This is a genomic window from Corynebacterium sp. KPL1818 (genome assembly GCF_000478135.1).
Lineage (GTDB): Bacteria > Actinomycetota > Actinomycetes > Mycobacteriales > Mycobacteriaceae > Corynebacterium > Corynebacterium accolens.
The window spans coordinates 887,179-909,630 of record NZ_KI515758.1; the positions used below are offsets into that span (position 1 = coordinate 887,179).

At 56.0% G+C, this 22,452-nt stretch carries 13 protein-coding genes and 3 pseudogenes; 9 read left to right on the top strand and 7 right to left on the bottom strand.

Annotated features, from left to right (window positions below; all coding sequences use genetic code 11):
• Window positions 1-19: 19 nt before the first annotated feature.
• Window positions 20-724: a 50S ribosomal protein L1 gene (gene rplA / locus HMPREF1261_RS04170; protein WP_005276847.1), complete on the top strand. Its 705-nt coding sequence runs from the start codon at window positions 20-22 to the stop codon at window positions 722-724.
• A gap of 111 nt (window positions 725-835) precedes the next feature.
• Here the strand turns inward: rplA and HMPREF1261_RS04175 are convergent, their stop codons facing one another.
• Entirely contained in the window at window positions 836-2,173 is a 1,338-nt protein-coding gene (locus HMPREF1261_RS04175) for a deoxyribodipyrimidine photo-lyase (protein WP_023028262.1), read from the bottom strand.
• Between the two features lie 286 nt (window positions 2,174-2,459).
• Here HMPREF1261_RS04175 and rplJ point away from each other — a divergent pair, with 286 nt between their 5' ends.
• Both rplJ and rplL read left to right on the top strand, forming a co-directional pair.
• Entirely contained in the window at window positions 2,460-2,981 is a 522-nt protein-coding gene (gene rplJ, locus HMPREF1261_RS04180) for a 50S ribosomal protein L10 (RefSeq protein ID WP_005276854.1), read from the top strand.
• Between the two features lie 88 nt (window positions 2,982-3,069).
• Complete coding sequence (gene rplL, locus HMPREF1261_RS04185) at window positions 3,070-3,459, top strand: 50S ribosomal protein L7/L12 (protein WP_005276856.1); 390 nt, start codon at window positions 3,070-3,072, stop codon at window positions 3,457-3,459.
• A gap of 857 nt (window positions 3,460-4,316) precedes the next feature.
• Here rplL and HMPREF1261_RS12870 read toward each other — a convergent pair.
• Window positions 4,317-5,021 carry a transposase gene (locus HMPREF1261_RS12870; protein ID WP_023030089.1) on the bottom strand — a complete coding sequence of 235 codons (705 nt, stop codon included), beginning with the start codon at window positions 5,019-5,021 and terminating at the stop codon, window positions 4,317-4,319.
• A 354-nt stretch (window positions 5,022-5,375) separates the two neighbouring features.
• On the opposite strand from HMPREF1261_RS12870, the pseudogene HMPREF1261_RS04195 reads away from it, so the two are divergent.
• A pseudogene (locus tag HMPREF1261_RS04195) lies at window positions 5,376-6,074 on the top strand (IS256 family transposase); the annotation flags it as partial.
• A gap of 45 nt (window positions 6,075-6,119) precedes the next feature.
• On the opposite strand, the pseudogene HMPREF1261_RS04200 reads toward HMPREF1261_RS04195, so the two are convergent.
• A pseudogene (locus HMPREF1261_RS04200) lies at window positions 6,120-7,334 on the bottom strand (IS3 family transposase).
• Between the two features lie 56 nt (window positions 7,335-7,390).
• Between HMPREF1261_RS04200 and HMPREF1261_RS04210 the strand changes: the two are divergent.
• A pseudogene (locus HMPREF1261_RS04210) lies at window positions 7,391-7,936 on the top strand (transposase); the annotation flags it as partial.
• Between the two features lie 464 nt (window positions 7,937-8,400).
• The gene (locus tag HMPREF1261_RS12425) at window positions 8,401-8,754 is read left to right on the top strand and encodes a HigA family addiction module antitoxin (protein ID WP_232207985.1); all 354 of its coding nucleotides are present in this window, start codon (window positions 8,401-8,403) and stop codon (window positions 8,752-8,754) included.
• Window positions 8,755-8,761: 7 nt separating this feature from the next.
• Here HMPREF1261_RS12425 and HMPREF1261_RS04215 read toward each other — a convergent pair whose 3' ends face one another.
• From HMPREF1261_RS04215 to HMPREF1261_RS12430, 3 genes are all read right to left on the bottom strand, one after another.
• A complete protein-coding gene (locus HMPREF1261_RS04215) occupies window positions 8,762-10,012 on the bottom strand; it encodes an MFS transporter (protein ID WP_023030092.1) in 1,251 nt (416 codons plus the stop codon).
• 24 nt (window positions 10,013-10,036) lie between these two features.
• On the bottom strand, window positions 10,037-10,846 hold the full coding sequence (locus HMPREF1261_RS04220; protein ID WP_023030093.1) for a SagB/ThcOx family dehydrogenase: 810 nt from the start codon (window positions 10,844-10,846) through the stop codon (window positions 10,037-10,039).
• Between the two features lie 243 nt (window positions 10,847-11,089).
• Window positions 11,090-12,085: a RimK family alpha-L-glutamate ligase gene (locus HMPREF1261_RS12430; RefSeq protein ID WP_023030095.1), complete on the bottom strand. Its 996-nt coding sequence runs from the start codon at window positions 12,083-12,085 to the stop codon at window positions 11,090-11,092.
• Window positions 12,086-12,451: 366 nt separating this feature from the next.
• Here HMPREF1261_RS12430 and HMPREF1261_RS04230 point away from each other — a divergent pair, with 366 nt between their 5' ends.
• From HMPREF1261_RS04230 to HMPREF1261_RS04240, 3 genes are all read left to right on the top strand, one after another.
• The gene (locus HMPREF1261_RS04230; RefSeq protein WP_023030096.1) at window positions 12,452-13,465 is read left to right on the top strand and encodes a DUF3068 domain-containing protein; all 1,014 of its coding nucleotides are present in this window, start codon (window positions 12,452-12,454) and stop codon (window positions 13,463-13,465) included.
• Window positions 13,466-13,840: 375 nt separating this feature from the next.
• Window positions 13,841-17,335 carry a DNA-directed RNA polymerase subunit beta gene (locus HMPREF1261_RS04235; RefSeq protein ID WP_023016723.1) on the top strand — a complete coding sequence of 1,165 codons (3,495 nt, stop codon included), beginning with the start codon at window positions 13,841-13,843 and terminating at the stop codon, window positions 17,333-17,335.
• Window positions 17,336-17,467: 132 nt separating this feature from the next.
• A complete protein-coding gene (locus tag HMPREF1261_RS04240; protein ID WP_023030097.1) occupies window positions 17,468-21,463 on the top strand; it encodes a DNA-directed RNA polymerase subunit beta' in 3,996 nt (1,331 codons plus the stop codon).
• A gap of 161 nt (window positions 21,464-21,624) precedes the next feature.
• Here the strand turns inward: HMPREF1261_RS04240 and HMPREF1261_RS04245 are convergent, their stop codons facing one another.
• Window positions 21,625-22,380 carry a hypothetical protein gene (locus HMPREF1261_RS04245; RefSeq protein ID WP_232207986.1) on the bottom strand — a complete coding sequence of 252 codons (756 nt, stop codon included), beginning with the start codon at window positions 22,378-22,380 and terminating at the stop codon, window positions 21,625-21,627.
• Window positions 22,381-22,452 lie beyond the last annotated feature (72 nt).

Below are 22,452 nucleotides of genomic sequence, written 5' to 3' on the forward strand. Positions count from 1 at the left end.
CCAGAAAAGGAATTGTTAAATGAGCACCAAGTCTAAGGCTTTTAAGGCCGCTGCGGAACTGGTAGATAAGTCCCGCCTGTACCGTCCGATCGAGGCCGCAAAGCTGGCCAAGGAGACCTCCTCAAAGAACTTCGACGCCACCGTTGACGTCGTCTTCCGCCTGGGCGTTGACCCACGCAAGGCTGACCAGCTGGTGCGCGGTACTGTCTCCCTGCCTAACGGCACCGGTAAGGACGTTCGCGTCGCCGTCTTCGCTGAGGGCGAGAAGGCAACCGCAGCTCAGGAAGCTGGCGCTGACATCGTTGGTACCTCCGAGCTGATCGAGCAGATCAATGAGGGCAACCTGGACTTCGACGTTGCCATCGCTACCCCGGACCAGATGGCCAAGGTTGGCCGCGTCGCCCGCGTCTTGGGCCCACGTGGTCTCATGCCTAACCCGAAGACCGGCACTGTGACCAACGACGTTGCTAAGGCAATTAGCGAGGTCAAAGGCGGTAAGATCTCCTTCCGTGTGGACAAGGCTGCAAACTTGCACGCCATCCTTGGTAAGGCTTCCTTCGATGCTGAGAAGCTCGCTGAGAACTACGGCGCCCTCATGGATGAAATCCAGCGCCTGAAGCCAGCTTCCGCAAAGGGCATCTACATCAAGCGCGCCACCATCTCTACCACCTCCGGCCCAGGTATTCCTGTGGACGGCTCCGTGCAGAAGGGCTACACCGACTAAGACGGTGATAGCGCATAGCGCGTGAATGAAGACCCCGAGGATTTTCCTTGGGGTCTTTTTGCATCGAACATCAGGCCCTGCGGTGTGAACGAAAAGCCAAGGTACTGGGCGTTAGTTTGCGTCTTTGATCTCGGCGTAGGCATCTAGCGCCGCTTGGCGCGACTGCCTGAGGTCCACGATGGGCGGGGCGGATAGCGTGGGCGCCCACTGGCGGATATACGCGCCATCCGGGTCGAAGCGCTGAGCCTGGGTTTCCGGGTTGAAGATGCGGAAGAAGGGTGCGGCATCGTCGCCGCAGCCGGCCACCCATTGCCAGTTAAACGGATTGGAGGCGGCATCGGCATCCACCAGGGTGTCCCAAAACCATTCCTCGCCTAGGCGCCAATGGATGCCCAGGTTCTTGGTAAGAAACGAACCCACCACCATGCGCACGCGGTTGTGCATGTAGCCGGTGTGCCAGAGCTCGCGCATACCGGCATCGACAAGCGGGATGCCCGTCGTACCCTCCTGCCAATCCTTTAGCCGCGGGTCATTCCAGGACCAGTCGAAGCGGTTGAATTTTTGCCGCACGTTGCGGGTGGCCAGATCGGGCAGGTGGTAGAGCCGGTGCCAGGCAAAGTCGCGCCACAGCAACTCGGACTGAAATTTCTCCGCGTCGGGCTCCTCGGCGGCGGCCACCCAGACCTCGCGCGGGGATACCTCGCCAAAGCGCAAGTGCGGCGAGAGCAGGGACGTGGCGTTGCGCGCGGGTATATCGCGCTCCTCGGCGTAGTGAGCTAAGTCGAGCTGGGCTAGGCGTTCGCGCGCACCGGCCTCTCCGGGAGTCCAATACTGGGCGAGCGACGCAGCCCACTGCGGTTCATCGGCGCTGGGGTTGGGCCAACTGCTGCTTGCCGATGCCCCCATCTCCCGCCCCGCCAGCAATTCCGGTACTGGCAGCGGTTCCTCATCAGCAAGCTGGGACCGCGCGGCGGCCGCGAAGGGAGTAAAGACTTTATAAGGGTTGCCCTGGGCGTTGGTGATCTCCCATGGCTCCACGAGGGTGAAACCGGGGCAGGAGATGGCGTTAATTCCGGCATCGGCAAGCGTTGCTTTGACCCTCGCGTCTACCTCGCGCAGCGGGCCGTGGTAGCGGCGGTTCCAGGTGACGGTATCGGCGCCAACCTCGTGGGCGATGCGGGGAATGACGGTGCGGGCATCGCCGGTAGCGCGCAGAAGCTTCACCCCACGGGAGGCAAGCTCCTGCGCTAGGGCATGGAGCGAACGCTCCCGCCACCAGTGAGTGGCGCCACCGAGCGGCCGGGTGCTGGGGTAGGCGGGCTCATCGAGGACAACGGCCACTAACTCTGGCTTTGAACCGTTTTTATCGGTGGCGGCCTCCGCGGCGCGGGTAAGGGCCTGGTTATCGGATAAGCGCAGGTCATCGCGAAACCACATGAGGGAAGTCATACTAGATAGCCTACGCGGCTGGCCAATTTGGGAATACGAGGAAAGCGCGGTAGTATCCCTTGTGAAGTTTGAACGGCCTTGTGGCCGAGTCAAAGTTCACCGAAGACCGTTGGTCATCCACTAAGGATTGAAAGTTCTCCACCCTGGAGGCGGCCCACGCAGGAGACACTTTGCGCATTCCGCGGCATTTCTCATGTCGTACGCCCTGTGCTCTTGCACGGGGCTTTTCTTTTTGGAAGGCCCCAGCGGAAAATAAAAGAGATGTTTTGGAAGGAGGCGAGAGACAATGGCAAACCCAAAGAACACTGCAGACTTGGCAGAGCTGAAGGAGAAGCTGGCCGATTCTAGCTCCGTCGTTTTGACTGAGTACCGCGGCCTGACCGTATCCCAGCTGCAGGAGCTGCGTAACAACCTGGGCTTTGACGTTGACTACTCCGTCGCCAAGAACACCCTCTTCAAGATCGCTGCCAACGAAGCTGGCATCGAAGGTCTTGATGATTTGCTGACTGGCCCGACCGCAATTGCGTTCATCAAGGGCGAGGCAGTAGATGCTGCGAAGATCATCACCAAGTTTGCTGATGACAACAAGGCACTCGTCATCAAGGGTGGCTACATGGACGGCGACGCATTGTCTGCGGAGCAGGTTCAGGCCATCGCCAAGCTGGACAACCGCGAGACCACCCTCGCAAAGCTGGCTGGCGCTATGAAGGGTTCTATGGCGAAGGCAGCCGCTGTCTTCAACGCTCCTGCAACCAAGGCGGTTCGCACCGTTGTTGCTCTGCAGGACAAGAAGGAAGCAGAAGCTTAAGTCGTCACAACAGACGCACACATAAAACACCGTGCTTGCTACCTCATCACCGGGCAACAAGCACACAACACAGAAAGGACTTGCCATCATGGCTAAGCTCACCAAGGACGAGCTCATTGAAGCTTTCAAGGAAATGACCCTCATCGAACTGTCTGAGTTCGTTAAGGAATTCGAGGACGTCTTCGACGTTGAGGCTGCTGCACCGGTTGCTGCTGCTGCACCGGGCGCCCCGGCTGAGGGCGGCGCTTCCGCTGCTGAGGAGCAGACCGAGTTCGACGTCGTTCTGACCGACGCTGGCGCTAAGAAGATCGGCGTTATTAAGGCTGTCCGCGAGCTCGTCTCCGGCCTGGGCCTGAAGGAAGCTAAGGAAATGGTTGAGGGTGCACCTAAGGCCATCATCGAAGGCGCTTCCAAGGACGACGCTGAGGCTGCTAAGACCAAGCTGGAAGAGGCTGGCGCTTCCGTCGAGCTCAAGTAATTTAACTGAGCTTCACGCTTTCGAAGCCCCCACTCTTACCGCGCTAAATGCGGTGGGAGATGGGGGATTCTCCCGTTTTATATGCCCCTCTTGAGTTCAGAGGGTCGTTGCAACACTTTCCCTTAGGAGGGTGTTGTTGTGCTTGGAGTTGTGGGCCCGTTTCATTCGTAGTCTGAGTCGGATCGTCGTGGCTTGGTCGCCTTGGTTGGCAGTGGGCGTAGCGTTCGTGGGTTAAACGACAAAATGTGTTGTTTTCCGGCGTGTCGGGGTAAACGACATTTTGTGTTGGTGGACTGCGTGGTTTAGGGCATGTGGCCTTTGCGTTTTCCCATAGAGTGGTTGTAGGTACTGTCGAAAGTTGCTGGTCGGCCGTATTCACGGCCGATGGTGGCTTGTGTTTCTTGGTTGGCTAGGGTGTGTGCTTTGGCTCGTGGGTCTGCGCCCTGATTCGTCCACTTTCCTGGGTCGGCCTCTAGCGCGAGTGACAGTGGCTTTACAGGCGTTCCATCGCCTTCGCTCGCGGATTGGTGCTTGTAGTCCCGTATTTTGGTGCATGTCCCGCTACAGACGGGGCATCGAGGATGTTTCTTACTCATCCATTCATCGTGAGCCTAGGCGCCTAGCACATCAGCACGCCCCCGGCGGTATTTCAGGTCCGAGGCTGCGTTATCCCTCCGGATAAGTGAAATAGTCCTAATACCAGCAGGCCAGACGGGCTAAACATATAACTTCACCAACACATCCTGTCGTTTAGGCCGCGTTCGTTCGGCTGCTGGTGAGCTTGGCTGTCATTACGTGCATATGGTATGTGGTGAGCTGGTTGATTCTTCCGGTGACTACTAACCGAGAACGATGCCCTATTTGTGCAGGGCAGATGAAGAAAAATGGCACAACATCCAAAGGGAAAACCAGATGGCGATGCAAAGATCCCAATTGGGGGACAACAACCTGGCAGACCCCCCGAAATAGTCAAATGCTTGGCGGTGGGCATCAAGCCAGGATTGTTGGCGCTGGTCAACGCACGCACACGCAAAGAGCAGCCCTGAATACGGCAGCGAGGCGACGAAAATGCTGACTTTCGCACCCAGTTTGCCCGCGGGGTCGTACAGGCGCATCTTGGTGCCAGCCCAATCCACCTGCATCGTATGCCCTGGTGCATGGGTGATACGGGCGGTAAGCCCAGCTGCATCAACATGGGCGGTCACCAGCTGGCGAAACCGGTCGTAGCTGTAATGACGCTGACCCGCCTGGGCGGGGATTGAGGTGTAGCGAGCCCACAATAATTGCAGTGTTTGCTTCGTGCGCCCAGCGCGTGCTTTGACAACCGCGTCAAAGTTAATCGGGACGAACTGTCCTTGCCCACTACTGCGGTTATCAACGAAGATCTCATCCAACTCATCATTCGTCAACGCCGCGACCTGCTGAATCGTGGTCAAACCGAGGCTTCGCAGTGCATGGTTCGCGCGTGAAATCGCGCGGTGCGAGCTCCCGAGCTGGTCTTCAATCTGACGATAAGAACGCTGCTGTATCAGCAGCGTCATCACCGCACGGTAATCCGTCATGACAGACTCCTTCCAGTATGCGCCGCACCCGAGTGGTGCGGCTACCGGAAGTATCACCCTAAGCGTTGTGAGCTGCTACCGGATACCCACTAAAGCGCTACCAGATAGTCACGACATTGCTACCAAATAGCCGGTCGCAACACTTCGGGGAGGTTGGATGAGCCAGAAAGATGTGAAGCGTCGTTGCAGAGTTCGCGTTGAAACACCGCAGGTTTTAGCGGTCTCTGCCAGGCTGGTTGCGTCCAGTAGCGTGGTGTATCTGTAACTGACGGTGGGCCCCTTATGAATGAGGCCGGCGACCACCGTAGTACCTTTCGATTCCGTAACCACACTTCCTCGAAAGGGATAACCACGATGGCCGCTAGCCCATATTCTATAGACCCGACTACCTACTTAGACGAATTGCTTGCCCAAGCATCCCCAGATCTCATGCGCGAGATGCTTCAAGGATTCATCAACCAAATCCTATCGACTCAAGCAGACCAGATCTGCGGCGCCGACTACGCCACCACGTCTAAGTCTCGAACCAATGTCCGCAACGGCTACCGCCACCGCGATCTTGATACTCGCGTTGGCACCATTGATGTCGCTGTACCCAAACTACGTACCGGGTCATTTTTCCCGGACTGGTTATTGCAACGACGCACTCGGGCAGAACGAGCACTAACAACCGTAATAGCTACCTGCTATTTAAAAGGCGTGTCCACACGCAGGATGAACGATCTCGTCGCCAGTTTGGGAATTAATAATCTTTCAAAGTCGCAGGTATCTGACATGGCTAAAGACCTGGACGAGATGGTCGAAGACTTCCGTACCCGACCACTCGATACCGGTCCATACCTGTATGTTGCCTGTGATGCATTGACCATGAAAGTCCGCGAAGGAGGACGCGTGGTCAAAGCTTCCGTCCTCGTGGCTACCGGGGTTAATGCCGAAGGCTATCGTGAGCTATTGGGCATGCAGGTTGCTACATCTGAGTCTGTGGCGTCGTGGACTGGGTTCTTTAGGGATCTTAAAGCTCGCGGACTTAATGAGGTCTATCTTGTCACCAGTGGGGTTGCCCGCAAATCGTGGACACGTAGTTAAGCTGCTTAGGGGTTAAGCAGCGGCCTTCTTATTACCATTTTGATCAGCGAGCTGGGCTTCGAAATCGACGGGGCTTACCATCCCGATGGACGAGTGGCGACGGCGCCGGTTGTAGACAATCTCAATCCAGCGAGCCACCGCCTTCCGGGCTTCGTTGCGGGTTCGCCATTTCTTCCGATCGTAAAATTCGGTCTTCAATGTCGACCAGAACGACTCGGCCATCGCATTGTCAAAGCAGACACCAGTACGGCCGACCGATTGTGCAATCCCTAGTTCTTGACAGACCTGCCACAGCTGTTCGCTGGTGAACTGGGTACCACGATCGGCGTGGAAGACCACGCCGTCGGGTACTTCACCACGCAGGGTGTAAGCCATGCGCAGTGCACGTTCAACTAGGTAAGAATCCTGCACACTATCCATGGACCAGCCTAGGACTCGGCGGGAGTGTCCATCGCGGATAACGCATAGGTACAGCCAGCCCTCATTCGTGCGTAGATAGGTAATATCCGACATCCACACTCGATTAAGCTGCCCTTGATCAAATAGGCGTTTCACTAGGTCTGGAAGCGTTGACTTCCGCTTGGATTGAATCGTCGTTACGGGAACAAACGCCCTGGGTGAGATGCCTTCAATACCCATCATCCGCATGCGTTTGGCCACGGTTTTGCGATTGACATAGACCCCATCCTCGGCGAGTTCTGCAGTAATCCGTGGGGCACCGTAGACTTCGTCAGAATCTTGCCAGATGTCATGAATTTTTCTGTCTAACTGGTCGAGGAATCTCTGACGCTGATTTTCACCGCGAAGCCGTACTGCTTGAGCCTTTTGCCATTTATAGTAGCCAGAACGAGAAACCTCTAATAACCTGCTCATTCGTTTGATGCTGTAGTTCGCCTTGCTCTGGCTGCATTAGCTCAAATTTTTCCGATCGCGTTGCTTCGCAGCGAAGAAGGCGGTGGCTTTTGACAAGAACTCATTATCCATCTTGGCCTCAGCTAACTCACGACGCAGGCGAGCGTTTTCGGCTCGTATATCGGCATCACTGCGGCCATCTACCGAGCCTTGGCGTTCCCGCTCAAGTTTGACCCACCTGCCTAAAATTGTGGCTGATACGCTAATTTCCTTAGCCACATGAGCGATTGGGCGCCCAGACTCAATGACCAGTCTGGCGGCCTCCTGCCGGTACTCCGGGGTGTACTTCTTCCTTGACGAACTCACAATGAACATCCTCTCCTACGGACACAAGATCCGCACTAATCGGGTGTCCACTAAACGAGGGTAACCTCACCAGTGACGCGCATCTAGGAATCCAGCATGCGATTAGTGACGTGTTGCCGAATGCGTCCTGGCAGCGGTGTCGAACGCACTTTTCTAAAAACCTGTCTTCGATGGTTGCCAAGACCCAGTGGCCAACCCTATCGGCGATGTTTCATACGATATTCCAGCAACCAGACTCGGAATCGGTGTGGTCCCAAGCACGTGAGGTCGTAGCGTTTTGTGAAGATAAATTCCCCCACGTTGCCAGCTACCTGGAAGAAGCCCTCGACGAGCTCTTAGCTTTTACCAACGCCCCGAAATCCGTCTGGAAGAAAGTCTGGTCGAATAACCCTACTGAACGGCTCAATCGTGAAATCCGCAGGCGTACGGATGTTGTAGGCATCTTCCCCAATCGTGACGCTGTCGTGCGCCTTGTTGGTGCTGTCCTAGCAGAACAACACGATGACTGGATCCAGCAAAACCGCTACATGTCACTAACCAGCCTGGAACAGACCAAAGCATTGATTACCGCCAACGTCATAGACGCTGACACCACCAAGGAGGTCGCATGAACCAGTTAAAGCACCGAGCACGTGCTGGCCCCTGACACCATCACACTGCATGCTCTATCGAAAGGTAGAAACACCACTCAAACGGACTTGACCGCCAGGCTGCGGCCTGAGGTGAGCCAACTGATAAAAAGGCGGAACCATTTTGCTTGAACTGCGTCGTCATTGGTGCGGGTGAAGGTGGCTTTGCAGATGCGGCATCGCCAGCGTTGACGCCCAGTACTCGTCGTTCCGTGTTTGGTGCAGGCCCCGCTACAGACGGGGCATCGAGGATGATTCTTACTCATCCATTCATCGTGAACCTCGGCACCTAGCACATCAGCCTGCCCCCGGCGGTATTTCAGGTCCGAGGCTGCGTTATGCCTCCGGATAAGTGAAATAATCCTAATACCAGCACGCCAGACCGGCTAAACATATAACTTCACCAACACATCCTGTCGTTTAGGCCCCCGAAGGAGCTGTTGGCGTTGACTTTATCGACTACCACTGAAGCACGCACTCATGTTGATGTTGTTCCCGTTCCGCATCCCGGAGAAATTCTTCTCCTAGAATTCCTCAAACCCTGCGGAATTACCCAGTATCGCCTGGCCAACGACATTGGCACTACCCGCTCTCAAGTCTGCAAAATCACCCGCGGTGCGCTCGGTATCAGCGCCGATATGGCCTTGCGCTGGTCGGCCTACTTTGGGAATTCCGCGGAGTTCTGGCTCGGACTCAAGAGGAATACGATCTGTGGAAAACTCGCCAGACCACTGATGTCAGCGCCATCGTTCCGTGGAATCACAAAGAAGAAGCCGAGTCTCATTCATAGGAACAGTTGACTTGCGCTCATGAGTGGCTAGGGGAATTCCCTTTCTCCCTCGCGTCTGCTTGCGCAAGGACGCGATCGGCTCGGCGCACAAAGATAAGGGCGGGCCCGATAGCGAGGAGCCCGGCGAGCGCATTGGCCCACAAACCAGTGGTCAAGGTACAGCGATGAGACAATGCGGCCAGCGGGGTCGACCACACACTAGAGAGTGAAACGACGGTGCTCATTTGGATATTGGTGACTCGGCCAAAAGTTTCTTCTGCCAGAAGCCTGTGGAGTGCGGCATAGGTTACCGCGCCGGCGGCTGGGGCTGTAAGAACAGACAGCCCTAAGGGGATGATCATCAACAGGCTGGGGCTGAGCAGGGCACCACAGGCGATTGATGCAGCAACCCAGGCGCATGTGCCTACCTGAAGGGTGGCGAAGGAGAACTTCTTCTGCAACCAACCCGTCGACAAAGCCCCCACAATCCCGATGAGGCCTATGGACGTGCGGGCTAGTCCCGTTACCCATCCAGGGTTATTCCCCTCCTCCAGTATGAGGACCGCCATGAACAGCGAGCCGTTAATTGCGCAGTTCGACAGTGTTTGCATGGCAATGAGCCCGCGAAGTAGTGGCGCGCGAGCCACGATGGCTAAGCCTTCCTTCGTCGTGCGTAGGAGCTTGTTCTCTGCCTTCTTTGGGGGGTCTAGGCGAGCCCTGATGAAGAGGAAGAAGACAATGGTGAGGATATTTGCCAGACCGACAAACACGAAGGGTAGTGCCACATTGACTTCTAGAAGCGCGCCGCCCACAGTGGGGCCGATGAGTCCCGCAAATTGCAGACGTGCTTGGATGAGCCCTTGTTTGGCGGCGAGCTGTTCTTCCTCAACGAGCTGGGGCAGGCAAGGGTCGGAGCAAGCTTGACCTATCCGGTAAAAGAACATCATGCTCCCGAGAAGCGCACCGAAGACCATGGGGGAGAAACTTCCGGATAGAATGAGACTCGCTAACGCGAGGTTGAGTACCCCGGCCAGAGCGTTGGTCACAATGATGAGTGGCTTGCGGCGCCACATATCCGCAAGAGAGCCGCCGATGATTCCGCCTGCCAGTGCAGCTATTCCGGTGATGGTTCCATACAGGCCGGCAAGGGTAAGGCTATCGCTCAAGCGTAGAGTGACCACCGGAATAGCAAGCCCGGCTCCTACCCCGGCTATCTGAGCCACGAGGTCAGACCACAGGAATAGTCTAAAATCACTTGGGTTGGTGCGATCAAATTCATTTATATTCAATGCTCCTCCTATAACAAAGCCATCTCAGTCGTCCCTAGGCCCAACTGCAATTAGCATGCCCCAGAGGAAAGATCGCCAATCTAGTCCCGCGTTGTCAGCGATGATGTCTTCCCGAAAGAGAGAAATGCCCCGAGAGAGGTGGCCAGTGGCTGTAGCAACCATTTGAATAACTTGGCTAAAGTGCCCAATTTCTAGCCAGAGCGTTCGAATCGAGTTTAGACTTTCGTATTTCCAGGATATGACTCGAGGATCACCAACAGTAATAAAATGTATTGGGGCATCCACGACATGCGATTGTTTCCCAACCGCGGTCTTCCTTTCCTTATAGGGCTCTAGATGATTGAGAAACAGTAAGGAATGGTTTTTCGGGTGGTATAAATAATAACCATCGTCGATTGAATCGCATCTACTAACGCGGACAATGAGCTCGGTTGAGCACAATCCTCCGGCAGATGGGGCCGAACGAAAATGGATGTTTCCGGACTTCTGTTCGTTTGTTGTTGGGCGCTTTGAAAAGCTTGCGGAATCGTAAAGGATTGATGCTAGTGACCTAAGGCTAATTGATTTTAGCTCTGTATTCGTAAAACGTGCAGATTTTCGAGAATTCAAAACAGATTTGAAGCTTCTAGTGTAGCTTATTATCTCGCCGTGCGGAAGGTTCAATTCTTGCTTGGCGAAAATCGGATTCTCCGATACATGATGCGGTGGGCCGGTGAGCGCGAGTTTTTCCCTTAAATGCTGGTGATGCTCATCTAGTTGAGCGATTGTCTCGTCGGAACGGACTCCGCTGGCAAATGCGTAGTCGCGCGCGAGCGGAGGAGTATCGGGCCACATATCTAGAACCGTGCATTCGGTATTGGGGGTTCATTAGAAAAATGCTGTAGTACCCCTAAGTTCTGGAGTTCCGGAAATGAATCTTCGCTAGACACGACCGTTACTCCACTAATAGTTTGACTATCTAGTAAGCGGAAGAGTTCCTCCCTTGCCTTCTGGTTTAAGATTGTCTGAGTTTGCTCTAGAGGGTTGTCCCAAACGAGATACGGTCCCTTGAACCGAAAATGGCCCACTGTCGCTATTCTAAGCATCGTTTAAAGTCCTTTGTAAATATCTAGCAATGGCGTTGGAGACGAGATTCGTGCCAGCTCGGTCTTCGTAGAATAGCCAATCGAAGCAAACGTTACATTCAAGAAATATTGGGTCACCTCCTTGTATTAGGAGGTCGATGGCACATAAATTACAACCGGATAGTTGGGAGTATTCAATTAGAATATCTTTTAATCTTTGGGTAGATTTATATAGAGATACGCTCACGCGGTTGTTCTCTTGCCACAGGTCGTCTGCATTGTCATATCCCGATACTCGGAAAACGATAACTTCTTGGTCGATTACGTAGCAGCGGAGCTCATACTCTGAGTTCATATACTTCTGGAATAGGAGAGGTACCGGCTCATCACGAGTTGATTGATCTAGCTTCAAACGTTTAGGCATAGCTCCAAGAAGTGTTCCCGGAGTCGGTTCTACCCAGTGGGGGCCAATCGGTTTGGCAATTGAAAAGGGAAACGCCGCTTCATATCCAATTGACGTTTGAGGGGTAGTAAGTCCAATAGAATTAGCGAGCTGAATTTGTGCAAGCCGTGACCGAGCGTTACAAAATTGGTTTACGCTAAATAAAGCAATCTCTTCAAGCGTTTGTATGTAGGATATTGCCTGATCTTTGATATAAATTATTTCCCCTTTAACGCAGGATACATTTTTTATAGATTCGCGTGACAAATGGCGGACCCAAGCTACTGCCACCGTGGTGTTGCCATGTTCCGTAACCAGTCTTCCGAAGTTATCTATTGGTAATAGCTCTTTACTGAGTTCGCCGTCGCTGTCAATTCGTACGACTCCAATGTTTTGGCTGGCGAGAATCAGCGACAGGAGGTCACATTCTCGGTCATCTTGGCGGGTTATGAAGACTACACTTTTTGATGGAAGCGATTCGGGGTGATTGTGGCGGAATTCTCGCTGAAAATCGTTGCTTGGGCCTTGAAGTCTTATGGTGAAATTTTCGTCTATAAGGATCGTCATAGATACATGGCGGGGTCCTGTGGATGCATGCTTGAGGGGCTTGCATTCACAGGGGGTAGCTAAAAGTCCTTTTTTACGTCGTGATTTCCTGCCTTGATTTTGTAATCATTAATAAAGGCGTCCAGCTTGTGATTGGGTCGTGGTGTGGGGTGTTCTGTCTGGTTTAGAATCTCCCGTGCTATCTGAGCGCTGAGACGCGGTGCTACTTCTGCGTGATGCAAGGTAAAATCTCCCGGTAGTGTGATGTGCATTACTTGAGGTAATTAGAATCTACATGAGCACTTTGGGTCCGGGTATCCTACAAAAGTTCTATATCTCGTTTCAGGGAGTGTGTTTTGAACAAACGAGTCGGTAGGATAAGCCACCATGCTGCCCAAGTCCCGCATCTTCTCCGTCCTCCTGCTCGGCCTCGGCGTTGCGCTGGTGGCCGCCGGAGTAGCGGCGCCGGCGTTTTTGGATTTCTCACCGCGGCTGCCGTTGGAACTCAAAAACACCACGTGGACTCTTAAGGATGAGTCCGCGGATTCCCAAGTGGTCAATAAGGATGGAACGTCGCCTTATTCCGGGCCGATGACCTACCAGATCAATGCGGGCATCCAAGAGCCTTCGGATGAAGATACTGCGACGCTGCGCATAGGGGAGACGCGCCTTCGCGGCGATGGCCAAGGACTCGATGATTTAAGCCAGGCGCAGGTGTGGACCTATCCCATTGACCGCCTGAGCGGTGAGGCAAAGGCAGAGGCCAGCCTGAGCCATACCTTGGCCAGCCCTGAGGAGAAGGTTGCTGTCGATGGGTACTGGCTAAAATTCCCGGCGGATGCGGAAAAGACGAATTACCCAGTCTTTGACCCCACCTTGCGCAAGACAGTGGACGCGGTCTTTGAAGAAGAAACTGAAATAGATGGCCGTACGGTGTATCGGTATCACCAGGAAATCGAGCCAACAAACGTAGCGCAGCTTTATGCCGCCGATGGCAATACCACCTCTTTCCCCAAGGAAGATGGGGGACACGAACCTGGTTATTTGATGCACTCGGGCAGTACGGATTTCTACGTCGACCAAGCTACCGGCCTGGTGGTGGGCATGGACATGGATATCGATGACTACTACGCGGACCGAGAGGGCATAGGCCGCGAGCGAGCATTCGTCTTTAATGGTTCCACCTCAGAGGAGTCCCGCGCGGCGCTACTCGATGAAGCGAAATCGTTCCCACGCAACCGCGTGGCGGAGATTGCGCGGTGGGCGGCACTGGGTATCGGTATCGTGTTCACCTTTATTGGAGTCATTGGGGCGCTGGGAATTTACGACCGTAAAAACAAGCATGTGCGCCGACGCGGAAAGAAAAGCGCCAGCGAAATGACTAGCGAAAGTGTCAGCTAAGAGTATTAAGCGCGGTTAGGGTTGCGGTGGAATGAGTTTTTAGTGGTACGGTGCTTGTGGTTGCCCCACTAGATCTGGCGCAACATTATTGCCGCGTTGGCGCAGCGGCGAGCGAGAGCTTGCCCCCTAGCGCGGAAAGAAAAAGCCTTAAGAGTGGTGTGTCTTTACATACCTGAGTTTTTCCTATACACTAATTCGTTGCGCTGGAATCTGGATCTTCGGTGCACATTTAGCCTTTCGGGTTGGTGATGGCAAAACCGACTTGACAAGGTGATTTTGTGCATTCTGAACCCAGACACTCCACAGCAGACCGAATGCTAAAATTACCAGCGGTTTTGCTGCTCGTCGGCCAGGGCGAGTAGCAATCCGCGTGAGGTGCTGGAAGGACCCATCTTGGCAGTCTCCCGCCAGACCAAGTCAGTGGCCAATATCCCCGGAGCCCCGAAGCGATACTCGTTTGCAAAAATTAGCGAGCCTATCGCCCTGCCGGGCCTCCTTGACGTACAACTCGATTCCTTTGCTTGGCTCGTCGGCTCGCCGGAATGGCGCGAGCGTGAGCAGGCTGAGCGCGGCGATAACGCACGCGTGACGAGCGGCCTTGAGGATATCCTCGAAGAGCTCTCGCCGATTCAGGACTACTCGGGCAATATGTCCCTGTCCTTGTCGGAGCCTCGCTTCGAGCCGGTGAAAAACACCGTCGACGAGTGTAAAGAAAAGGACATAAACTACTCCGCGCCGCTGTACGTGACCGCAGAGTTCATTAATAACGACACCCAAGAGATTAAGTCGCAGACCGTCTTCATCGGTGACTTCCCGATCATGACGGATATGGGTACCTTCATCGTGAACGGTACCGAGCGCGTCATCGTCTCCCAGCTGGTGCGTTCCCCGGGCGTGTACTTCGATCGTTCCATCGATAAGTCCACCGAACGCCCGCTGCACTCCGTGAAGATTATTCCTTCCCGCGGTGCTTGGCTGGAGTTCGACGTGGACAAGCGCGATACCGTCGGCGTGCGCATTGACCGCAAGCGCCGCCAGCCGGTAACCGTCCTGTTGAAGGCGCTGGGTTGGAGTGAGGAGCAGATCAGGGAGCGCTTCAGCTTCTCTGAGCTCATGATGTCCACCCTGGAATCTGACGGCGTTTCCAATACCGATGAAGCGCTGCTGGAGATCTACCGCAAGCAGCGCCCGGGCGAGCAGCCTACCCGTGAGCTGGCGCAGTCCTTGTTGGATAACTCCTTCTTCCGCGCTAAGCGCTATGACCTTGCTAAGGTTGGCCGCTACAAGGCCAACCGCAAGCTGGGCCTTGGCGGTGACCACGACGGTCTGATGACCCTGACTGAAGAAGACATCGCCGTCACCCTGGAGTACCTGGTACGCCTGCACGTGGGCGAGCGTGAGATGAAGGCGCCAAACGGCGAGATGATCTCGCTGAACACCGACGACATCGACCACTTTGGTAACCGTCGTCTGCGCACCGTGGGTGAGCTCATTCAGAACCAGGTCCGCGTGGGCCTGTCCCGCATGGAGCGCGTCGTGCGCGAGCGCATGACCACCCAGGACGCTGAGTCGATCACGCCGACGTCCCTGATTAACGTGCGTCCGGTCTCTGCTGCTATCCGCGAGTTCTTTGGTACCTCCCAGCTCTCGCAGTTCATGGACCACAACAACTCCCTGTCTGGCCTGACCCACAAGCGCCGCCTGTCCGCGCTGGGCCCAGGCGGTCTGTCCCGTGAGCGCGCCGGCATTGAGGTGCGAGACGTGCACGCGTCGCACTACGGCCGCATGTGCCCGATTGAGACCCCCGAGGGTCCGAACATTGGTCTGATTGGTGCGCTGGCGTCCTACGCCCGCGTGAACCCCTTCGGCTTCATCGAGACCCCGTACCGCAAGGTCGTTGACGGCAAGGTTACGGACCAGGTGGAGTACCTCACCGCTGATGAGGAGGACCGCTTCGCCATTGCTCAGGCTGAGGTCGAGCAGGACGAGGAAGGCCGTTTGATCGGCGAGCGCATCGAGGTCCGCCTGAAGGAGGGGGACATCGGAGTGACCGATGCCTCCGGTGTGGACTACGTTGACGTTTCCCCGCGCCAGATGGTCTCCGTTGGTACCGCCATGATTCCGTTCTTGGAGCACGACGATGCTAACCGTGCCTTGATGGGTGCGAACATGCAGAAGCAGGCGGTCCCGCTGGTTCGCTCCGAGGCCCCACTGGTGGGTACCGGTATGGAGCAGCGCGCTGCCTATGACGCGGGTGACGTCGTCATCACGCCAAAGGCCGGTGTAGTAGAAAACGTCACCGCTGACGTCATTACCATCATGGATGATGAGGGACAGCGCGATACCTACATCCTGCGCAAGTTCGAGCGCACCAACCAGGGCACCAACTACAACCAGACCCCGCTGGTTTCCATGGGTCAGCGCGTAGAGGCCGGCCAGGTTTTGGCCGATGGCCCAGGTACCCACAACGGTGAGATGTCGCTCGGCCGCAACCTGCTGGTTGCATTCATGCCGTGGGAAGGCCACAACTACGAGGACGCCATCATCCTCAACCAACGCATCGTGGAAGAGGACATCCTGACCTCGGTCCACATTGAGGAGCACGAGATCGATGCTCGTGACACCAAGCTGGGCGCTGAGGAAATCACCCGCGAGATTCCAAACGTCTCCGAGGACGTCTTGAGCGACCTCGATGAGCGCGGCATCATCCGCATCGGTGCTGACGTCCGTGCCGGCGATATCCTGGTGGGTAAGGTCACTCCGAAGGGTGAGACCGAGCTGACTCCGGAAGAGCGCCTGCTGCGCGCCATCTTCGGTGAGAAGGCCCGCGAGGTGCGCGATACCTCCATGAAGGTTCCGCACGGTGAGGTGGGCAAGGTCATTGGTGTTGCTCGCTTCTCCCGCGATGACGATGACGACCTGGCACCTGGCGTCAACGAGATGATCCGCGTCTACGTTGCGCAAAAGCGCAAGATCCAGGACGGCGATAAGATGGCCGGCCGCCACGGCAACAAGGGCGTTGTGGGCAAGATTTTGCCGCCAGAGGATATGCCGTTCATGGAGGACGGCACCCCGGTGGACATCCTGCTGAACACCCACGGTGTGCCGCGTCGTATGAACATCGGCCAGGTTCTTGAGCTGCACTTGGGCTGGTTGGCTCACGCCGGTTGGAAGGTCGACACCGAGGATCCGGCTAATGCCGAGCTGCTCAAGACCTTGCCGGAAGAGCTTTACGATGTCCCAGCGGACTCCCTGACCGCCACCCCGGTCTTCGACGGTGCTACCAACCACGAGATCGAGCGCCTATTGGCATCGTCCCGCCCGAACCGCGACGGCGACGTACTGGTTAACGAGCACGGTAAGGCCACGCTTTTCGATGGCCGGTCCGGCGAGCCGTACAAGTACCCCATCTCCGTGGGCTACATGTACATGCTCAAGCTGCACCACTTGGTCGATGAGAAGATTCACGCCCGTTCCACTGGTCCTTACTCCATGATTACCCAGCAGCCACTGGGTGGTAAGGCTCAGTTCGGTGGCCAGCGCTTCGGCGAGATGGAGGTGTGGGCAATGCAGGCTTACGGCGCTGCCTACACCCTGCAGGAGCTGCTTACCATCAAGTCCGATGACGTGGTAGGCCGCGTGAAGGTCTACGAGGCCATCGTGAAGGGCGACAACATTCCAGATCCGGGCATCCCTGAGTCCTTCAAGGTGTTGCTCAAGGAGCTGCAGTCCCTGTGCCTGAACGTGGAGGTTCTTTCCACCGACGGCACCCCGATGGAGCTGTCTGGCTCTGATGACGATGACATGGATAGCCCATCGCTTGGCATTAACTTGTCCCGCGATGAGGGCTCTTCCGCAGACATCGCCTAAATAGATTCTCGGTCCACCGCGGAATGCACGGTTCCGGTGTTTAGCACCGGGGCCGCCGCGGGCGGGCAATAAAGATTAATTCATTAAAAGCCATCAATTCCTCACATGACGAGGATGAAAGGGAGACATTACGTGTTTGACGTAAATCTCTTCGACGAGCTCCGCATCGGTCTGGCCACTGCTGACGATATCCGTCGCTGGTCTAAGGGCGAGGTTAAAAAGCCCGAGACCATTAACTACCGCACGCTGAAGCCGGAAAAGGACGGCCTGTTCTGCGAGCGCATTTTCGGACCTACCCGTGACTGGGAGTGTGCTTGTGGTAAGTACAAGCGCGTGCGTTACAAGGGCATCATCTGTGAGCGTTGCGGCGTTGAGGTCACCAAGTCCAAGGTGCGTCGTGAGCGCATGGGCCACATCGAGCTGGCCGCTCCGGTCACCCACATCTGGTACTTCAAGGGCGTTCCTTCCCGCTTGGGCTACCTGCTGGACCTGGCACCGAAGGACCTTGAGCGCATCATCTACTTCGCTGCCAACATCATCACCTCCGTTGATGAAGAGGCTCGCCACAACGATCAGTCCACTCTGGAAGCAGAAATGCTGCTGGAGAAGAAGGACGTTGAGGACGATACCGAGTCCGAGATCGCAGAGCGCGCTTCCAAGCTCGAGTCCGACTTGGCAGAGCTGGAGGCAGCCGGTGCGCGTGCCGATGCCCGCAAGAAGGTACAAAACGCTGCTGATAAGGAAATGCAGCACATCCGCGAGCGCGGCGAGCGTGAAGTCGCACGCCTGGATGAAATCTGGAACACCTTCTTGAAGCTTGCTCCGAAGCAGATGGTCATCGATGAGACCATCTACGAAGAGCTGGTTGACCGATACGAGGATTACTTCACCGGCGGCATGGGTGCAGAAGCCATCCAGACCTTGGTACGCAACTTCGACCTCGAGGCAGAGGCCGAGGAGCTGCGCGAGATTATCAACAACGGCAAGGGCCAGAAGAAGATGCGCGCGCTTAAGCGCCTCAAGGTTGTTGCCGCATTCCTGAACTCCGGCAACGACCCGGCAGGCATGGTGCTGGACGCTATTCCGGTTATTCCGCCTGAGTTGCGCCCGATGGTGCAGCTGGACGGTGGCCGCTTCGCTACCTCGGACCTGAATGACCTGTACCGCCGCGTTATTAACCGCAATAACCGCCTGAAGCGCATGATCGACCTGGGCGCACCAGAGATCATCGTGAATAACGAGAAGCGCATGCTGCAGGAGTCTGTGGACGCGCTCTTCGATAACGGCCGCCGTGGCCGTCCGGTTACCGGCCCGGGCAACCGCCCGTTGAAGTCCCTGTCTGACTTGCTCAAGGGCAAGCAGGGTCGTTTCCGCCAGAACTTGCTGGGTAAGCGCGTGGACTACTCCGGTCGTTCCGTTATTATCGTCGGCCCGCAGCTGAAGCTGCACGAGTGTGGTCTTCCGAAGCTGATGGCACTCGAGCTGTTCAAGCCCTTCGTTATGAAGCGCTTGGTCGAAAACGACTACGCCCAGAACATCAAGTCCGCAAAGCGCATGGTGGAGCGCCAGCGCCCAGAGGTGTGGGACGTGCTGGAGCAGGCCATTTCTGAGCACCCAGTGATGCTCAACCGTGCGCCTACGCTGCACCGCCTGGGTATCCAGGCCTTCGAGCCGAAGCTGGTTGAGGGTAAGGCTATTCAGCTGCACCCGCTGGCTTGTGAGGCGTTCAACGCCGACTTCGACGGTGACCAGATGGCAGTCCACCTGCCGCTATCCGCCGAGGCACAGGCAGAGGCTCGCGTGCTGATGCTGGCTTCCAACAACATTTTGTCCCCGGCATCCGGTAAGCCACTGGCTATGCCGCGTCTGGATATGGTGACTGGTCTGTACTACCTCACCATGGACAAGGCAGAGGATGAGATCGGCGGCAACGGTCGTTACCGCGAGGCTGGCGAGGATTACCCGGCAACGGGCGTGTACTCGTCCTACGCCGAGGCCCTCATGGCCTACGACCGTGGAACGGTTGGCCTGCAGGCACCGATCAAGGTCCGCATCGATCACCTGCGCCCGCCAGGGGACATCGAGGCAGAGTACTTCCCCGATGGCTGGTCCAAGGGCCAGGCATGGTTGGGCTACACCACCATCGGTCGCATCATGTTCAACGAGCTGCTGCCGTGGAACTACCCGTACCTTGAGGGCATCATGGTCCGCAAGGGCGGCGGCACCGACGGCAAGGTCCTCATTGGTGACGTGGTCAATGACTTGGCCACCAAGTACCCAATGATCACCGTGGCCCAGGTTCTGGACAACATGAAGGATGCTGGCTTCTACTGGGCAACCCGTTCCGGTGTGACCATTACGATGTCTGACGTGCTCGTGCTTCCGAATAAGACCGAGATCCTCGAGTCTTATGAGAAGGAAGCAGAGCGCATCGAGCGTAAGTACTGGGAGCAGGGTGCGCTTACGGAGCGCGAGCGTTATGACCGCCTGGTGGAGCTGTGGAAGGACGCTACCGATACCGTCGGTGAGGCCGTTGAGAGCATCTACCCGGATTACAACCCAATTCCAATGATTGTGAAGTCGGGTGCTGCCGGTAACATGCGTCAGATCTGGACGCTGGCCGGTATGAAGGGCATGGTTGTGAACTCGCACGGTGATTACATCACCCGTCCGATTAAAACCTCCTTCCGTGAAGGCCTGTCCGTGCTGGAGTACTTCAACAACTCCCACGGTTCCCGTAAGGGTCTGGCCGATACCGCGCTGCGTACCGCTGACTCCGGTTACCTCACCCGTCGTCTGGTGGACGTTGCTCAGGACGTTATCGTCCGCGAAGAGGACTGTGGCACCCGCCAGGGCGTGCGCGTTCCTATCGGCGAGGTCTCCGGCGACAAGGTCGTACTCTCCGAGCTGTGGGAGACCTCCGCTTCTGGTCGCGTGCTTGCCACCGACGTCAAGGACGAGAACGGCGAGGTCGTTGCAGAGGCTGGTGCAGACTTGACCGAGGAGCTTACGCAGAAGCTTCTCGATGCCAAGGTCACCGACGTCAAGGTCCGCTCCGTGCTGACCTGCCAGACCCCGGCAGGTGTCTGTGCTAAGTGCTACGGCAAGTCCATGGCTTCTGGCCAGTTGGTTGACATCGGCGAGGCCGTCGGCATCGTGGCTGCACAGTCCATTGGTGAGCCTGGTACCCAGCTGACCATGCGTACCTTCCACCAGGGTGGTGTCGGTGGCGACATTACCGGTGGTCTGCCGCGTGTTCAGGAGCTCTTCGAGGCCCGTAACCCGAAGAACCGCGCACCGATTGCCTCCGTGGACGGCACCGTGTCCCTGTCCGATGAGGGTAACTTCTGGACCATGACCATCACCCCGGATGACGGTTCCGATGACGTGGTTTACGAGAAGCTGTCCAAGCGCCAAGGCTTGGCCCAGGTGCGTCGCCCGATGGAGTCCAACCCGGATGCGATGATCGAGCGTTCCTTGAAGGACGGCGACCACGTTGAGACCGGTGACCGCTTGATGCGTGGTGCGGCTGACCCGCACGACGTGCTCGAGGTTCTGGGCCGTCGCGGCGTGGAACAACATCTCATCAACGAGGTGCAGGCCGTGTACCGCACCCAGGGTGTGGCCATCCACGACAAGCACATCGAGATCATCATCCGCCAGATGCTGCGCCGCGGTACCGTCATTGACGCCGGTACCACGGAGCTGCTGCCGGGTAACCTGATCGACCTTTCTGAGGCTAAGCAGATGAACGCTGCACAGGTCGCAGAAGGTGGCGAGCCGGCTCAGCTGCGCTCGGAGATTATGGGTATTACCAAAGCCTCCTTGGCTACCGAGTCCTGGCTGTCCGCTGCTTCGTTCCAGGAGACCACGCGCGTGCTTACCGATGCCGCTATTAACAAGCGCTCCGATAAGCTCATCGGCCTCAAGGAGAACGTCATCATCGGTAAGCTGATCCCGGCCGGTACCGGTATCTCGCGCTACCGCAATATCTCCGTTAAGCCGACCGAGGCTGCGCGCAACGCCGCATACTCGATTCCGACTTACGGCGATTCCATCTACGGTGACGATGGCTTCGGTGAATTCACCGGCGCTTCCGTTCCGCTGGATGAGGACTTCACCTTCTAAGTCCTAGAGCGCGTGCCCCGCGGCACCGCGTCCAGTCAGAGCCCCCGCTTCCGTGCACACGGTAAGCGGGGGCTCTTTCAGGATATTTCTCTATTAACGCAGATGGCCTATAAATATTTTAATTTTCAAATATGGGCTTTGAATTGGGATACAATTTAACGTCACTTTGAACGAGGATCGTTTTTCAGAATTTCCGGAAGGGGATCGCTCGCCGAAAAATATTGAAGAACGCTAGGATCCAAGCAATTAAGTAATTCAAAAATTTGCTTCCGGTAGATGCTGCAATCGATATCGATCAGTGACTCTTGGTGGCTAATTCTATTTCTAAGCAAAACGGCGTGATGCATGATAAAACTGGCTCGATCAGGGGAAATAGTCTTAGGACCCGATGACAGCGCCCGGCTAGTTATCTCTTTGTACACGGACTTGAGATTCGTATAGGTGGTCTCGTTAGGGTAATACTTGCGGGTGCCATCGGGGCGAATTGTCGGTTCTCGGTAGAAGAAAGCTTCCTTCCATTGAGTTAAGGTGACTTGGGCAATAATGTCATCACGGTTAATGGGTTGACCTTTTCGCGGATGAGTTCCTTCGACGAGCCCAGTTCCGTTGTCGCGAATCCCTTTAGCATTCCTGGCTTTTCCTAGGGCTCTGTTTGCAATTTGTTGGCTGACTTTGGAGAGAGGGAAGGATACATTGCAAGTGGGATGTTCAATCCAATTTTTATTGCTTTGAGGCTCCTGCTCATCGCTCCATTCATCGATCGCTTTGCAAATCTTGTTTCTGAGGACAATCTCAAAAACGGATAATAAGTTCCAAAGCACCGCAGATAGTTGAAGGTCCCACCTATAAAGCGTGAGGGCTCGACCAGCATGATTTCCCATTTGGGTTAAATATTTTTCAGTGCGCTGTTCTCCCAACGTCTGTAGTACATGCTGTTCATGTCTGGATCCGTGCATTGCTTCGTCTTCCTCGGCATCGCGGATTAGGTG

Excerpts from the sequence above, each read along its gene's own strand:
- HMPREF1261_RS12870 (WP_023030089.1), bottom strand. The coding sequence starts at position 5,021 with ATGACGGATTACCGTGCGGTGATGACGCTGCTGATACAGCAGCGTTCT.
- rplJ (WP_005276854.1), top strand. The coding sequence starts at position 2,460 with ATGGCAAACCCAAAGAACACTGCAGACTTGGCAGAGCTGAAGGAGAAG.
- HMPREF1261_RS04220 (WP_023030093.1), bottom strand. The coding sequence starts at position 10,846 with ATGTGGCCCGATACTCCTCCGCTCGCGCGCGACTACGCATTTGCCAGC.
- HMPREF1261_RS04175 (WP_023028262.1), bottom strand. The coding sequence starts at position 2,173 with ATGACTTCCCTCATGTGGTTTCGCGATGACCTGCGCTTATCCGATAAC.
- rplL (WP_005276856.1), top strand. The coding sequence starts at position 3,070 with ATGGCTAAGCTCACCAAGGACGAGCTCATTGAAGCTTTCAAGGAAATG.
- rplA (WP_005276847.1), top strand. The coding sequence starts at position 20 with ATGAGCACCAAGTCTAAGGCTTTTAAGGCCGCTGCGGAACTGGTAGAT.
- HMPREF1261_RS04230 (WP_023030096.1), top strand. The coding sequence starts at position 12,452 with ATGCTGCCCAAGTCCCGCATCTTCTCCGTCCTCCTGCTCGGCCTCGGC.
- HMPREF1261_RS12430 (WP_023030095.1), bottom strand. The coding sequence starts at position 12,085 with ATGACGATCCTTATAGACGAAAATTTCACCATAAGACTTCAAGGCCCA.